This window comes from Kitasatospora sp. NPDC088391 (assembly GCF_044753345.1).
GTDB lineage: Bacteria > Actinomycetota > Actinomycetes > Streptomycetales > Streptomycetaceae > Kitasatospora.
In genome coordinates, this window is sequence record NZ_JBIVNB010000015.1 from 17,445 (window position 1) to 30,596 (window position 13,152).

The window sequence follows — 13,152 nt, forward strand, 5'->3', positions numbered from 1 at the left end:
TAAATCGGGTGCGGTCCGGGGGTCGCCGGGCATACCGTGGTGGGCCGAATCGGCTCGGGCGGAATGTCGACAAGGAGACAGGCGTATGGGGGTGTACCTGTCGGTGGCCCGCGGAGCGTTCCGGCGGTACTCGACGTACCGGGCGGCCACCGTCGCGGGGACGGTCACCAACACCGTGTTCGGGGTGATCCTGGCCTCCGCCATGCTGGCGCTCTGGCGGGCCCGGCCCGGACTGGGCGGGTACGACGCCCAGCAGGCCGTGACGTACACCTGGATCAGCCAGGCGCTGCTGGTGACGGTCGCGGTCTGGGGCGGCGGCTTCCAGGACGACGTGCAGGCCAGGTTCCGCAGCGGGGACATCGCCGTCGACCTGTACCGGCCGGTGGACTTCCAGGGCTGGTGGCTGGCCGCCGACGCCGGGCGGGCCGGGTTCCAACTGCTCACCCGGGGCGCGCTGCCGCTGCTCGCCGGATCGCTGCTGTTCGAACTGAGCCTGCCCGCCGACCCGCTGGTGTGGGCGGAGTTCCTGCTCGCCGTGGCGCTCGGCCTCGCGGTCAGCTTCGGGCTGCGCTTCCTGGCCTCGCTGACCGGGTTCTGGCTGCAGGACGCCGAGGGCGTCCGGGCCGCCATGACGGTGGTCGCGATGTTCTTCTCCGGCACCCTGCTGCCGATCCCGCTCTTCCCCGGCCCGCTGGGCGAACTGGCCCGCCTGCTGCCCTTCCAGGCGATGGTGCAACTGCCCTCCGACGTCCTGCTGCGGCGGGCCGCCGGAACCGGCCTGCTGCACCTCTACGGCTTCCAACTCGCCTGGGCGGCGGCCCTGCTGGCGCTCGGCCGGGCCGGGCAGGCGCTCGCCGTCCGCAAGGTGGTGGTCCAGGGTGGCTGAGGACACCGGGCTCGCCGCCCGGGCCGGACGGGCGGTGCGCGGCTGGTGCCTGATCGCCGCGATGTGGGCCCGCTCCACGCTCTCCTACCGGGCGTCCTTCGTGCTGACGCTGGCCGCCAACGTCCTGATCACCTTCCTGGACTTCGCGGTGCTGGTCCTGATGTTCCGGCACACCCGGCAGTTGGCCGGCTGGACGCTCCCGGAGACCGCGTTCCTGTACGGCACCTCCTCGATGGCGCTCGGCGCCGCCAACGTCCTGGTCGGGTCGGTCGGCGCGCTCGGCGAACGGGTCCGCGCCGGGACGCTGGACACCATGCTGATCCGGCCCGTCCCGGTGCTGGCCCAACTCGCCGCCGAACGCTTCTCGCTGCGCCGGCTCGGCCGGACGGTGCAGGCCCTCGCCGTGCTCGGCTGGTCGCTCACCGCGCTCGACGTGCCCTGGACCTGGGGCCGGGCGCTGATGGTCCCCGCGCTGCTGCTCTGCGGCACGGTGATCTTCTGCGCGGTGTTCGTGGGCTGCTCCTGCGTGCAGTTCTGGTGGGGCGACGCCGCCGAACTGCAGAACTCCGTCACCTACGGCGGCGCCACCCTGCTGCAGTACCCGCCCACCGTGTTCGCCAAGGAGATCGTGGCCGGCACCGTCTTCGGCGTGCCGCTGGCCTTCGTCAACTGGCTGCCCGCGCTGTACGTGCTGGACCGCCCCGACCCGCTCGGCCTGCCCGCGGCGTTCCGGTTCGTTGCGCCGCTGGCCGCCGCGCTGTGCGTGCTGGTGGCCGCGCTCGCCTGGCGGGCCGGACTGCGGGCCTACCGGTCCACCGGAAGCTGAGCCGAAGGAGAAGGAGGCACCCATGGCGGTGATCGAGGTCGAGGACGTCCGGCGCAGCTTCACCGTCCGCACCGGCAAGGGCCGTTGGCGGCGGGAGAAGCGCGAGGTGCGGGCCGTCGACGGGCTGACGTTCAGCGTCGAGGAGGGCGAGTGCGTCGGGTACATCGGGCCCAACGGGGCGGGCAAGTCCACCACCGTGAAGATGCTCACCGGCATCCTGGTGCCCAGCGGCGGCCGGCTCCGGGTGGCCGGCGTCGACCCGGCCGCGAAACGCACCGCGCTGGCCCGCCGGATCGGCGTGGTGTTCGGGCAGCACTACCGCGAAAGATGTGGTGGACAGAGACCAGTCTACCGGGGGTGGGAGCCGTCCGGGGCAGTCCCCAAGGGCTGGAAAACCCGCAGGCCAGAGGGCGTGCGGGGCTGTCTGTGCGGCCCGTCAGGGGTGTGGTCACTTCCGAGCAGGCACGGAACGATCTTGCACGACAAGAGCCCTCGATCATCACGGCAGATCGAGGGCTCTTGTTTCGTCTTGATCTTGGGGTGGCTACGGCTGCGTGAACTCGCCGTTCACGACACCACTCACGAAGGCGTCCCACTCCTCCGGAGTGAAGGCCAAGATCGGCCCTGTTCCCTTGGCCTTCGAGTCACGGAGACCAACGACACCCTCGTGAAACGCCACTTCAACGCACTGGCCACCGTTGTCACCGCTGAAGGTGCTCTTACGCCACGTGGCGCCGGAGAAGTCTGGGGTGTTCATGCTGGTTCTCTCTTTTGGGGTGTCAGCGCTAGTCCTCGCTCGCGAGGCGGAGGATCATGTTGCGCGACTCTACTTGACCCAAAGCCGCCGACTGTAGCCGATTCCAAAGGGCAGTATATGCCTTCACCCCGTCCGGCCTGTCGAGATAAGTGGCGTCGGTGTAGTCCTCCAGGTACACCACGTCAGAGGCGGCATCATGGTCGAACCGCATGATCGTGAAGCCCACCCAGGCAGCGCCGAACGTCTGCGCGTTGAACGGGAGAACCTGGAGTTCGACGTTGGGTCGCTCGGCAAGCTCGGCCAGGTGAAGCAGCTGCTCACGCATGATGGCCTTGTCGCCGATGTTCCGGCGGATCGCCGACTCACTCAAGATGAAGTTGAGCATCGGGGCATCCGGGCGGTCGAGGATCGCTTGCCGCTCCAACCGCACCTTGAGCTGTTGATCCATCACTTCTTGTGAGACGCCAGGCTGCGCCTTGACGTTCATGGCGCGAATGTAGTTCTCGATCTGGAGGATGCCGGGCACCACCTCGGGCTGATACCACCGCATGTCAGATACGTCAGCTTCAAGATCGACGTAGGTGCGGAACCAGTCGGGGATGGCACCGAGGAAGCCTGTCCACCTCCCCCGTTGGCGACCAGCGCGGGCAAGTTCCTTCATGAACTCGGCGTCGTCGCCGGTCACGCGGTAGAAGCTGAGCAGCAACGTCAGGTCTGTCAACTTGATGCCGCTTTGCCCCAGTTCCAAGCGGCTGATCTTGCTCGCCGCCGCGTCGATCTGCTCGGCAGCTTCATCCTGCGTCTTGCTTGCCTGCTCACGGGCACGCTTCAACGCGTTACCGAGCCGACGCCTCTGGATCGTTGGGGTAGCCACGTCGTTGATCCTCCACCTGGTCAGCCAGGTGCTCATTATGGCCCCCACCTGCTGATAGCACGTCAGAGGTCCCTCGAACGTGTGGTTTCCCAAAATAGGAGTCTAGTTTTGTGAGCGATGAGAGCCTATCCTAGGAGTCCATAATCGACCCCTAATTCGCTCTCCTGATCGAACCTCGGGGCCGTGAGCTGGCCAGATGGACGACTGAGCACCGTCAGGCATCGCCATCTGACCTCCATTGCGCGAGGAGGAACGGCCTTGAAGCCACTGATCTACGGCTACATGAGGGTCACGGATGAAGCGGACGACCAGGAAGTCCGTCGGATCGAGCAGCAGCTGACGAACTTCGCGCACGTCGAGGGCTTCACCCTCGGCGCGATCTTCTACGAGTACGAGACGGGCTCACTCGCCGCCTTCTCCGAGCTGATCGAGGAGCTGCGGCGCTCGGAGACACACCACGTCGTCGTCTCGTCCTTGGAGCAGCTCGCCCACTGCCGGGCGCTCCAGGTGGCGATGGTCCTGAACGTCGAACTTAGGGCTGACGCGGCGGTGCATGAGCTCAGCGGTGTGTAGGTGGGCGAAACCTCACGGGACAAGAACAGACTCGGAAGAGAGAGCAGCCATGACGACGGTACTGCCGGAGGAAACCCCGGCCACCACCCAGACCCGGCCGCCCATGAGGAAGCGTCCGCCCTTGGTGGTATCGCTCGACTTGGCCGCCGTGCTGACGGCTGTCAGCTGCTCTCGTCTGTTCATCCGGCACACGCTTGGGAGCTGGAACCTGCCGCAGCAGATCGACACGGCCGAGCTGGTGGTGTCGGAGTTGGTCACCAACGCCGTGAAGGCAACCGGCCTGATGACCCCCGACCCCGAGTGGTCGGCGCTGGAGAACCTGAGTCTCCTCAACGTGCGCATCCTCGGTCGCATGGATTGCATCTGTATCCAGGTGTGGGACACGGGCGTTGAACCGCTCGACCAACCGGCAGCCGGCCCGAGCGACGACGCCGAGGGCGGAAGAGGGTTGTTCATCGTGAAGGCCCTCGCTCGCCAGGTCGGCCACTACTACCCGAAGACCGGGGGCAAGGTCGTGTGGGCTGAGCTGGCTTTAGATGGGCCGGTTCCAGCCCTCCCGCGGCGTACGTCGAAGAAGCCGACGACCATCTCTCTGCCTCGGTCTGACCCTGATCTGCTGCGTCAGGTTCTCAAGGGGCTGCACGCCCTGTAGGTGCGACCAACACGAAGAACGTCACCGATTCAAGTACAGGAGAGCAGATGGCCACCGATGTGATCTACCGCTCCGGAGGGTTGGTGTTGCGCGCCGACACCAACGAGAAAGACCCCGGCGAGATATTCATGGCGGAGTGTCGCAAGTGCAGCGCCACGTCCCATGTCGTGGACGACAACAGGCTGTTGGTCGAGGTCTGGACGGTCAACCACAGCAAGGAGAACCCGGGGCACCAGCAGTACCGGTTGACCACTGACACGTTCTGGGCCGTAGGTCGCGCTGGCAAGCGGTTGTAGCGCAGCCCAATTCTCTCCACGTCACCCCTACCAACGCAGGAGCAAGAGATGGGCACCACGAAGACGTTCCGGTTCCGGAACTACGACATCCACCCCGACCCCGCTGGAGAGACGACCTACGCCGCTGAGTGCGTCTCTGGTGATGAAGCCGACTGCGGAGCGCAGTCCGGAGATGAAGACGAGCCGACCAAGGTTGATACCTGGATCGCGAAGCACGTCCGCGACACCGGGCACCAGCGCTTCCGGAGGACGGTTGCCGACTACGCGACGGCTGAACCGGGCGCGTGGCAGTGACGATCTCAGGGTGAGCCAAGACACCCTTGAAGGCGACGTTCTTCCCGCAGCCGGCGGAGGCGCTTGATTCTCCGCATCTACAACTCCAGATCCCCAGAAATGAAGAACACCCCGCGACCGACCAACGGACACGGGGTGTTCTTCGTTGGGTGGTGCGGGGTGTGGGTTGTCGGATGTCTCTCAATCGCCGAGACGCTTGAGTCTGCCGTTGATCTCTTGCAGGATCGCCGTTTGGGCCATGATGCTGTCTTGGAGACCATTCAGCGCTGCGATGAGCGCTCCTTGATTCTGTGGCTCCGGGGCAGTGCGTGTTTCAGCGAGCGCGATAATCCTTCTGGCCATTACATCAATAGCCTTCTCTTCTCGCGTGCTGATTCCTCCTACTGAGAGGCCGAGTTCATCGCCAAGCCGCTGACGACGCTCCGTGAGGGTGGGGGGATACCCCTCACCGCCGAAGGCGTTGCGAAGTGCTTGCGTGAACTTGTCCGGCTCCATGGCATCGAGGAAGCTTCGGATCAGATCTGAGACCGTTTGACCATCTGCTGCCCCGACCAACTCCATGAGGTAGGGAGTTCGGAGCTCCACCTTTCGAGGTGTCAGACCTTCGCCTTGAGCGAGCTTCATCAGCTCATCTCTGACCCCTCTGAACATCTTCCATGCTTCATCCGACATGTGGTGTATCTCCTTGGTCGATTCGGATAGGACACACCACCGGCTTAGTGAAACAAGCGGGGTGTCGTATCCGAAGACAGAGACACGTATGCAATTACCTTGAGGCAATATGTCTTAACTTATAACACGAAACACTTGATTAGTCAATACAATCACGGGTCGCCTGCCGCCTGGCTAGCGGGTAGCAAAATATAGTGCAAGTGCAAGCAGGATGAAGACGACCGCTGCTACTCCGGCGAATTGGCGATCTTCGCGGAACATCTGACGCCAGAATTCCCACCACGTTTCTCTTGCTTGCTCGTCCACTACCTGCCCATCATCGGGAGTCAACTCTTCGTCATAGGTGATAGTGGTCGAATGAGCCACGATGCGCCGGGCGAGGTCTTGAAAGCCGTCGTTCTCAAGACTGTACTGAGTACCGCGACTGACGCCGAGGAATGCTTCTCCCTTAGGGAGTTCAAGCCCGTAGGCCCACTTGCGGCGATCGTCTAGCTCTCCATGCCACTCCATACCGATGTTGAGGGCGTTCCGCACAGCGCGCGTCTTCGGGCTGTCTCCCATGGCATCGATGACCTCGCTCAGCTGCTTGATGCCTGCGAGGGGGTCGCCAGGAGTGTGAAGCAGGTCGAGGAGCCAGCCTCTGGCGAGCAGCTTGGTGTCGGTGATGCCCTCCTTCTTCCGCATCTCCTGGAACGCCGCGACCAACCGCGCCATGTCATCCACGTGCAACCCCTCCAGCCCTGGCCCGTCTGGCGCTGAGTCTCCCATGCAACCCACGTTCAAACGACGTACAGCCTGAACTTGGACGTCAGCTGCATCGACCCACCCTCCTCTCACCAGCGACCTTGAACCCACCGACCCAGCCACCCCGGCTGGCTCGGAGGAAGAGGAGACGTCACATGGGCAAGGAGATCGAGGTGTACGACCCCACCAACCCGCGCATCTACGCGTACCAGGTTGGTGTGGAGCTGGCTCGGCAGCAGAACGAGCAGCCGACGAGTAGGCGTCACACGCACACCCGTCGTCGCGTTCTCCAGATCATCAACATGGAGCAGCGCATCGTCATGGAAGAGGAGGTCTTCGAGGACGAGGACATTTTCGGTAACTACAATTTCGGGAGGTAGAAGACCATGGGAGCTATCGCCTTCATGACTGTCTTCCTGGGTATCCCGGGACTCATCATCTGGGGTCTCCACAAGTTGGCCACCAAGTACGGGCCCGGCATTGAAGCCCGTAGGCGTGACCGTGAGATTGAGACCGGTATCCGCTACGGCATGTACGACGCCGAAGCCGCAGAGCGTATTGCTCGCAAGATTCGAGATGAACGGGACGAGTAGTCCCCACCCAGCCCCCTCCTTGTCGTCAGCATCTCACCTACTCGGGAAGCACAGCCAGAACGTTGGCCTTTGTCACCCGACAGGCGATGGCGACGAGGAGGGGGCTTCGTCGTGTGAACTTCCCGTTCTACCTCCCCGCCGGCCTCGACCGTAGGTCGGCACCACCTAGCAGAGAGAACGTGCCATGAGAAAAGCCCGTGCCTGGCTGGTAACACTGCTTCTCGCAGCACTTGCGGTCAGGGTTGTGTGGTTGGTGATCGCCCCCTTCGTCCCGTACTTGGTGAGTGCCCTCGTTGTTGTGGTGGTGCTCGGTGCCATCTACTACAAAATGACGCGGTGGTAAAAACTACACATGTAATACGTATGTCGTTGTGAGAAAATAGATGGGCATGAGTCCCACTGTTTTCACAATCATCGCTGTTCTTCTGACGCTCATCCCCGGCGTCATTTTTTTGGGACGGGAATTCATGCAACCATCCGATTCACGCCTGTCATACAGGCTCACCTTCCCCGCTGACCTCGCTACCGCCGACGTGGTGACGTGGTTGAAGGCGATCAGCGGCACGCTTCGCACGGGGCCTGGCCGCCTCTTGAACGTGCCTTCCATGGTGTTCGAGGTCTCGGCGAATGATCTCGGCATCATCCACCAGCTCAAGGTGCCCCATGCTCAGGCGAGTTACATCGTCCCGCAGCTGCGGTCGTTGGTGCCGGGGATCACGGTCACGCCGGCCGGGGTGGATGAACCACGCCATCAGTGGACGACCGCGGTGGAGCTTGGTCTGACGAACCCAAGCCGCAGCCTCAACATCCATGATGCCGAGGCTGTCTCGGCGAGTGTCCTGACCAACATGCAGAGCCTCGGACGGGGTGAAGCGCTGCTTCTTCAGTGGGTTGTGGCGCCCAGTGTCCAGGAGCGTCTACCCAAGCAAGAGCGCGACGTGAAAGCCAGCAACTACAGCGTCGTCGGTCAGCTCCTGGTCGGTTCCCGGAGCGCCGACAAAGACGAGATCGCCGACCGTCGCGCCAAGCTGAGTGAACCGAACTTCCTTGGGGTGCTGCGGGTGGCAGCCAAGGCAGCCGACAAGCTCCACGCTGACCGGCTGCTGTCCCTGGTGCAAAGCAGCCTCGCCAGTGTGCGAAGCCCTGACACTCGGTTCAAGAAGCGGCTCACCTCTCAGGCCAAGGTGATCGAGCGCGTCCACCAGGCCGCCACGCCAACGATGTTCCCGGCGAAGCTGTCGGCGAGCGAGTTGGTCAGTCTGGTCTCTTGGCCGATCGGCAGCCCTCATATTGCAGGGCTTCCACGCAGCCGGACGAGGCACCTCCCGGCAACGGGTGTCATCCCGCGCACGGGTCGAGTGATTGCCCGTTCCAACTTCCCTTCCGACCAACGTCTGTTGGCGCTCTCCCCAGTCGAATCCGCTCAACACCTTCAAGTCGTGGGGCCAACGGGATCGGGCAAGACGGCGCTCCTGAACAACTTGATTGTTCAGGACATGGAGGCTGGCCGAGGGGTCATCCTCATCGAGAGCAAGGGCGATCTGTTCAACGACACGCTTGCCCGAGTACCAGAACACCGCATTCAAGATGTCGTCCTCCTGGACGTTACCGACACGGATCACCCTGTCGGCTTCAACATCTTGCAGGGGTCGCCCTACGTGGTCGCTGCCGACATTCAACGGCTCTTCGATCACCTGTATCCGCAGGACGCCCGAGGGGTGCGTGTCCGGCAGGGGTTTTACCACCTGATCCTGACGCTTCTCATGAGCCAAGGGGCGCGCGGGCAAATGACGTTCGCGGATCTCGGCGCGCTGAGTGTCCCGAGGGCCAACCAAGAAGCGTTCTCCGACGACCTGATCCGAGGCGTCTCACACGTCGAGGAGTTGGCCCACTGGTGGCAAGAAATCACCAGCCTGCCGAAGTCGCAAAGAGAGCTGTACTTCAAGCCGCTCTCTGACCGCATCTGGCAGCTCAACAACCGGCGCTCGATTCGGAATATCATCGGGCAGGGCACCAGCACGATTGATCTTCGCGACGTGATCCGAGAAAACAAGATTCTGCTCGTCAACCTGGGACGTGCCACCGAGGGCAAGGAGACAGCCGGTCTGCTTGGCAGCCTGATGCTCAACTCGCTTTGGAGCGCGGTACAGAGCGGCGTGGCCACCCCGAACAACCCCACCATGCTGTACCTGGATGAGTTTCAGGACTTCCTGAATCTCCCGATCTCACCGAGCGACATGTTCGCCCAAGCGCGTTCTCTCGGGCTCGCCATGACGGTAGCGCACCAGTTCTTGAATCAACTCACGCGTGAGCTCCAGGACGCGACCCAGAACAATGCTCGCTCAACGGTGGTCTTTCAGACCTCCGCCGACGAGGCGCGGCACTTTGCGCGTCAATTCGGTAGGAGCGTCACGGAAGACGACTTCATGAACCAACACCGCTTTGAAGTCATCATGCGACTCGCCACCGAGGGCGGCGTAAGTGCGCCGGTGACAGCGATGACCCTTCCCCCTCGTGATGTGACGGGGTTTGCCGATGAAGTCCGGCGACTCTCACGGGCGCGATATGGAAGGCCCGTGGCCGAGGTAGAACAGGAGATTTCAAAGCGACGCGGCACCCCTCCGGCGTCGAAACCAACTAACACTAAGCGCAAGTTCGGCGGAAGGGCGTGGAACGAGTGAGAAGCATTCAGGGGCTGCTGTCAGAGGTGGCCTACTTGCAGCGGAGTTGCGAGTACCTCATGCAAAACCTTCTCGATGTCGAGACGGTGGCGAATAACATCGAGTACCTTGACCCGCTGCAAGAGTCGATGGTCGAAACGGCCACCCTCCAAAACGCCAGCGCGATAAAGGGGGAAATCGACCTCGCCGCCCGTCTCGCCGAACATTGGAAAACCGCAATCGAGCACGCGGCAGGCTAGGTCAAGCCCAGGCGAACCCCCTAGGCCAGGCCCAGGTTGACCCCAGGCGTATGCCTGTACCTGTACGGCTCTGACCTGGGGGAACGCCGCGCCCTGTCACTGCGTGACTGTATAGGAACCTACCCACATGGAACTAAGACATAGAGACTACGAAATCATCAAACTAGTTGGCACCTTTACCCAGCTGGCTTCGACACACCTTGAAGAACTCCTCTTTGCCGACCGTTCCCACAGCATCCCTGACACCGTGCTGCGGCGTTTGGTGCGACTGAACTACCTTGCACGGGTGGGGCGGCGAGCGCCCGGGGATAAGGGTGGAGCGAGCGCGTACGTGTATCAGCTGGGGAGATTCGGGCGGGCACTCCTCGACATAGAAGGTCGGCCTTCTCCAACGGTGAGCGATCACGCCCTCATGATTGCTGACACCTACCTTGAACTCCGGCGGGCGGAAAAGCTGGGTGTTCTCTCAGTGAAGCGCTGGGAGGTAGAACTCCCGGTTCCACCGGTGCGAGCGGACTTGTTTGCTGTGCTTGACTTTCCCGCCCAGCAACGGACGAGTAGCTTCTTCCTTGAAATCGACCTCGGTACAGAACGGCCCGTGCGAATCGTGGAGAAGATCGCGGGATACTGGCGGGCCGCCGAGAGCAGTCAAGAGGAGTACTTCCCTTACGTGGTGTTCGTGGTTAAGCAGGAGGCACGTAAGGCCGAGATGGGCCGGATCATCCGGAAGCTACCGGCGGCGCAACGGGAGATGGTGAAGGTGGTTCTTATTGGGGAGTTGATCCCACAGTTGATGCGTCTCTAAATACTCTAGAGTATTCTATGGGTTTTACAGAGGCCGGGAGGGCTAGAAAAGTATTGACTTTTAAAAGCCCTCCGGCCATACTGGAAGTATAAACAAGTACAAGGTTCTCCGGCGAATTAGTGATGGATTGATTTTTACAAGGATGGATCAACCCAAGAATGAACAGTCCGCCTCTTGTCTTGCAGTCCACCATAATGTTGACATAAAGTAAATGAATTGCTATTATTGTGTCTCAATGCGTTGAGGCGCGTTGATAGCCGTTCATTCGGCTAGTCCTCTGACGGAATCAAAAAAGACCTGCGATAAGCAAGGTCTTTTTTGATGGTTTTCACCAACGTTGGTGGAGTGTGCGGGATTCGGACCCGCGTCGATCCTCTGACGGAAAACGGTTTCGTAGACCGCCCCATTCGACCACTCTGGCAACACCCCACGTGCGGCAATGCCAAGTGACAGCTTTCTGATCGAAAGTTCTCAATGACCCCTAGCCATTAAGCTAATGGCTAATAGTCTCTCTTTTTTGCCATCTTCATTATAACAAATCGCACCAGTTATGAAAACAGGCGAGTGCTAGTTTTGTGCGCATTTCTTGCTTCACGAAAATGTGCGCCATCTCCAGTGACTACTGACCCAGTATCCGCGCTGATAGAATCCCCCCAAGACGCCACGACCACGACAAGGTGACTCATGGGCCAGAAAATCGTTCGTTTCTCCGACCTCACCGGCAGGATGGTGGACGACGAGAATCAACTCGTTCGCATCGTCGTGACAGGTCATCCCGACCTTGAAAACGGCCCGGTGGAGATTGAAGCCCTGGCCGAAGAGCTGACCACTGTCGAAGAGAATTCACTCGACCTGGTGACGTTCGAGCTGCACTATCCCGACAGCGACGAGCCCGAGACGATCGTCATGGAGGTCAAGGCGTTCAACCAGCTTGCCGCGGACACCCCGATGCCGGAGGTTCTACGGAGTGCGAAGCGCGTCGTAGGAGCGATACCCTCACAGGCCCGGCCGGCGGCGGCTGAGAAGACGCGGATCAACTATGCATCCCTGGAGCACGCTGGTACTCCGCACAAGGGACGCACCACTGACGCCGAGAAGCACCTCGTCCAAGAGCACCTGGACGAGGTGAACAAGCGCCTGGCCGCCGAGGGCTTGCGCACGATTGATCTTGGCAACCCGGATCACGTCAGCCGGTACGGTCTTGAAGCGCTCGTTCAGGAGCGCGGGGCCGGCGTCGAGTAGGTCGGCTGGTTCATCCCCACGAGGGCTCTCCTGTAGATCGGGGGAGCCCTCGTTGCGTTCCTAGCACCGCCAGGCGCCAGAGTAGGTGCGGCGGTTCTACGGCCCCTGCCGGCTGCGGTGGAGGACATCGCCTCCTACGGGGCTGGTGCTGTCTGCTGGATGAGCCTCTATCAGGGGTCACCGCGGGACGCACTGAACAGACCCGACCAAGAGGTCGGGGCCGGCGTGGGCTTGGTGAGGATGGTCTACGCGACGAGACGCGCACCGTTGGAGTGGCAGTCTTCCGTCGGGCGATCGTCTCGCAGGCCCTACAGGTCAAAAATCGGGGTCAGGCGGAGGATGATGTCGTCTTCCCTGCTGACGGCTCGCACAGGCGATCTCAGCATGTCTTACGGCGTATCAAACCGCCTGGGTAGCCAAGGACTTAAACGCGATGGCGCAGAACAGTCCGAACGGATGCTTCCTCCCTGTCTCGGCGGCGGTGACAGCCATCTGAACAGCACGTTCGTCGTGCCTCCATGCAGCCTTGAACACGGCCTTTTCGCTGTTTGCTGGCACTTTGAGACGCTGGCCGATCTCTCGGGCGATGTGACGCACCTTGCGCAATCTCTTCAGGAACTTCAACGAACGATCCCAGAACGTTGGTTTATTCTCGTTCCCTGGCACAGGGGTTGTCCTGGTGGCTCGTGCGAACCAGTGGCTCGGCTTGTCCTTCCCCTGGGCTACCTCTGCGAGATCGAGCAAGTCTTGTAAGTGTCCCTTGCGGATGAGTGCGTTGAACTTACGACGGTACATCTTGTTGTCGATGAGGTCGTCAATTACCTTTGGTGGAACCTGCCCTCCTTCTATAGAAGTAACGGAGGAGCTATCGCTTTCCCTATTTCTATAGAAGTCCAAGGGCTTTAATGTTGATCCGATGTGTTCAGCCATGCTGGTTTCTCCTACTCCCGATTTTGGGCAACACAAAACCGTCCCGTTTCGGGAGTTGCTAACGTTGATTGGTCGGCTCGGTGTACCT

Annotated in this window: 17 protein-coding genes, 1 tRNA gene and 1 pseudogene; 13 read left to right on the forward strand and 6 right to left on the reverse strand. The window is 61.6% G+C overall.

Annotation, left to right across the window (positions count from 1 at the left end; translation table 11 throughout):
* Window positions 1–85 precede the first annotated feature (85 nt).
* From ACIQBJ_RS32005 to ACIQBJ_RS32015, 3 genes and pseudogenes are all read left to right on the forward strand, one after another.
* Window positions 86–886 (forward strand): ABC transporter permease, encoded by an 801-nt coding sequence (locus ACIQBJ_RS32005; protein WP_400717676.1) that lies wholly within the window; start codon window positions 86–88, stop codon window positions 884–886.
* Window positions 879–1,712, forward strand: a complete 834-nt coding sequence (locus ACIQBJ_RS32010) for an ABC transporter permease (protein WP_400717678.1) — start codon at window positions 879–881, stop codon at window positions 1,710–1,712. Before ACIQBJ_RS32005 ends, ACIQBJ_RS32010 begins: the two co-directional genes overlap by 8 nt.
* A gap of 22 nt (window positions 1,713–1,734) precedes the next feature.
* Window positions 1,735–2,025 (forward strand): annotated as a pseudogene (locus ACIQBJ_RS32015) (ATP-binding cassette domain-containing protein); the annotation flags it as partial.
* 231 nt (window positions 2,026–2,256) lie between these two features.
* On the opposite strand, the gene ACIQBJ_RS32020 reads toward ACIQBJ_RS32015, so the two are convergent.
* Window positions 2,257–2,469 (reverse strand): DUF397 domain-containing protein, encoded by a 213-nt coding sequence (locus ACIQBJ_RS32020; RefSeq protein WP_400717680.1) that lies wholly within the window; start codon window positions 2,467–2,469, stop codon window positions 2,257–2,259.
* Window positions 2,470–2,497: 28 nt separating this feature from the next.
* Window positions 2,498–3,379, reverse strand: a complete 882-nt coding sequence (locus tag ACIQBJ_RS32025; RefSeq protein ID WP_400717682.1) for a helix-turn-helix domain-containing protein — start codon at window positions 3,377–3,379, stop codon at window positions 2,498–2,500.
* Between the two features lie 246 nt (window positions 3,380–3,625).
* Between ACIQBJ_RS32025 and ACIQBJ_RS32030 the strand changes: the two genes are divergently transcribed.
* Genes ACIQBJ_RS32030 through ACIQBJ_RS32045 form a run of 4 tightly spaced genes read left to right on the forward strand, consistent with a single transcriptional unit; the run spans window position 3,626 to window position 5,158 of the window.
* Window positions 3,626–3,916, forward strand: a complete 291-nt coding sequence (locus tag ACIQBJ_RS32030) for a recombinase family protein (RefSeq protein ID WP_400717684.1) — start codon at window positions 3,626–3,628, stop codon at window positions 3,914–3,916.
* Window positions 3,917–3,965: 49 nt separating this feature from the next.
* Window positions 3,966–4,568, forward strand: coding sequence for an ATP-binding protein (locus tag ACIQBJ_RS32035; RefSeq protein ID WP_400717686.1), 603 nt, complete (start codon window positions 3,966–3,968; stop codon window positions 4,566–4,568).
* 47 nt (window positions 4,569–4,615) lie between these two features.
* Complete coding sequence (locus ACIQBJ_RS32040) at window positions 4,616–4,864, forward strand: hypothetical protein (RefSeq protein ID WP_400717689.1); 249 nt, start codon at window positions 4,616–4,618, stop codon at window positions 4,862–4,864.
* A 48-nt stretch (window positions 4,865–4,912) separates the two neighbouring features.
* Window positions 4,913–5,158: a hypothetical protein gene (locus tag ACIQBJ_RS32045; protein ID WP_400717691.1), complete on the forward strand. Its 246-nt coding sequence runs from the start codon at window positions 4,913–4,915 to the stop codon at window positions 5,156–5,158.
* A 180-nt stretch (window positions 5,159–5,338) separates the two neighbouring features.
* Here the strand turns inward: ACIQBJ_RS32045 and ACIQBJ_RS32050 are convergent, their stop codons facing one another.
* Window positions 5,339–5,830: a hypothetical protein gene (locus ACIQBJ_RS32050; RefSeq protein WP_400717693.1), complete on the reverse strand. Its 492-nt coding sequence runs from the start codon at window positions 5,828–5,830 to the stop codon at window positions 5,339–5,341.
* Window positions 5,831–6,004: 174 nt separating this feature from the next.
* Window positions 6,005–6,553, reverse strand: a complete 549-nt coding sequence (locus ACIQBJ_RS32055; protein ID WP_400717695.1) for a hypothetical protein — start codon at window positions 6,551–6,553, stop codon at window positions 6,005–6,007.
* A gap of 176 nt (window positions 6,554–6,729) precedes the next feature.
* Between ACIQBJ_RS32055 and ACIQBJ_RS32060 the strand changes: the two genes are divergently transcribed.
* From ACIQBJ_RS32060 to ACIQBJ_RS32080, 5 genes are all read left to right on the forward strand, one after another.
* On the forward strand, window positions 6,730–6,954 hold the full coding sequence (locus ACIQBJ_RS32060; RefSeq protein WP_400717698.1) for a hypothetical protein: 225 nt from the start codon (window positions 6,730–6,732) through the stop codon (window positions 6,952–6,954).
* Between the two features lie 6 nt (window positions 6,955–6,960).
* Window positions 6,961–7,167 carry a hypothetical protein gene (locus ACIQBJ_RS32065; protein ID WP_400717700.1) on the forward strand — a complete coding sequence of 69 codons (207 nt, stop codon included), beginning with the start codon at window positions 6,961–6,963 and terminating at the stop codon, window positions 7,165–7,167.
* A gap of 389 nt (window positions 7,168–7,556) precedes the next feature.
* Window positions 7,557–9,848, forward strand: a complete 2,292-nt coding sequence (locus ACIQBJ_RS32070; RefSeq protein ID WP_400717702.1) for a type IV secretory system conjugative DNA transfer family protein — start codon at window positions 7,557–7,559, stop codon at window positions 9,846–9,848.
* The gene (locus ACIQBJ_RS32075) at window positions 9,845–10,087 is read left to right on the forward strand and encodes a hypothetical protein (protein ID WP_400717705.1); all 243 of its coding nucleotides are present in this window, start codon (window positions 9,845–9,847) and stop codon (window positions 10,085–10,087) included. The genes ACIQBJ_RS32070 and ACIQBJ_RS32075 overlap by 4 nt, the downstream gene beginning before the upstream one ends.
* Window positions 10,088–10,214: 127 nt before the next feature.
* Entirely contained in the window at window positions 10,215–10,892 is a 678-nt protein-coding gene (locus tag ACIQBJ_RS32080; protein ID WP_400717707.1) for a replication-relaxation family protein, read from the forward strand.
* A gap of 338 nt (window positions 10,893–11,230) precedes the next feature.
* On the opposite strand, the gene ACIQBJ_RS32085 is transcribed toward ACIQBJ_RS32080, so the two are convergent.
* Window positions 11,231–11,321, reverse strand: a tRNA-Arg gene (locus ACIQBJ_RS32085).
* Between the two features lie 255 nt (window positions 11,322–11,576).
* Between ACIQBJ_RS32085 and ACIQBJ_RS32090 the strand changes: the two genes are divergently transcribed.
* Entirely contained in the window at window positions 11,577–12,134 is a 558-nt protein-coding gene (locus ACIQBJ_RS32090) for a hypothetical protein (protein WP_400717709.1), read from the forward strand.
* A 399-nt stretch (window positions 12,135–12,533) separates the two neighbouring features.
* Here ACIQBJ_RS32090 and ACIQBJ_RS32095 read toward each other — a convergent pair whose 3' ends face one another.
* Window positions 12,534–13,064 (reverse strand): hypothetical protein, encoded by a 531-nt coding sequence (locus ACIQBJ_RS32095; protein ID WP_400717711.1) that lies wholly within the window; start codon window positions 13,062–13,064, stop codon window positions 12,534–12,536.
* Between the last annotated feature and the right edge of the window lie 88 nt (window positions 13,065–13,152).

Bases quoted from the DNA above. Each gene is read 5' to 3' on its own strand.
- ACIQBJ_RS32005 (WP_400717676.1), top strand. From the start codon at position 86: ATGGGGGTGTACCTGTCGGTGGCCCGCGGAGCGTTCCGGCGGTACTCG.
- ACIQBJ_RS32020 (WP_400717680.1), bottom strand. From the start codon at position 2,469: ATGAACACCCCAGACTTCTCCGGCGCCACGTGGCGTAAGAGCACCTTC.
- ACIQBJ_RS32025 (WP_400717682.1), bottom strand. From the start codon at position 3,379: ATGAGCACCTGGCTGACCAGGTGGAGGATCAACGACGTGGCTACCCCA.
- ACIQBJ_RS32030 (WP_400717684.1), top strand. From the start codon at position 3,626: ATGAGGGTCACGGATGAAGCGGACGACCAGGAAGTCCGTCGGATCGAG.
- ACIQBJ_RS32035 (WP_400717686.1), top strand. From the start codon at position 3,966: ATGACGACGGTACTGCCGGAGGAAACCCCGGCCACCACCCAGACCCGG.
- ACIQBJ_RS32040 (WP_400717689.1), top strand. From the start codon at position 4,616: ATGGCCACCGATGTGATCTACCGCTCCGGAGGGTTGGTGTTGCGCGCC.
- ACIQBJ_RS32045 (WP_400717691.1), top strand. From the start codon at position 4,913: ATGGGCACCACGAAGACGTTCCGGTTCCGGAACTACGACATCCACCCC.
- ACIQBJ_RS32050 (WP_400717693.1), bottom strand. From the start codon at position 5,830: ATGTCGGATGAAGCATGGAAGATGTTCAGAGGGGTCAGAGATGAGCTG.
- ACIQBJ_RS32060 (WP_400717698.1), top strand. From the start codon at position 6,730: ATGGGCAAGGAGATCGAGGTGTACGACCCCACCAACCCGCGCATCTAC.
- ACIQBJ_RS32065 (WP_400717700.1), top strand. From the start codon at position 6,961: ATGGGAGCTATCGCCTTCATGACTGTCTTCCTGGGTATCCCGGGACTC.
- ACIQBJ_RS32070 (WP_400717702.1), top strand. From the start codon at position 7,557: ATGAGTCCCACTGTTTTCACAATCATCGCTGTTCTTCTGACGCTCATC.
- ACIQBJ_RS32080 (WP_400717707.1), top strand. From the start codon at position 10,215: ATGGAACTAAGACATAGAGACTACGAAATCATCAAACTAGTTGGCACC.
- ACIQBJ_RS32090 (WP_400717709.1), top strand. From the start codon at position 11,577: ATGGGCCAGAAAATCGTTCGTTTCTCCGACCTCACCGGCAGGATGGTG.
- ACIQBJ_RS32095 (WP_400717711.1), bottom strand. From the start codon at position 13,064: ATGGCTGAACACATCGGATCAACATTAAAGCCCTTGGACTTCTATAGA.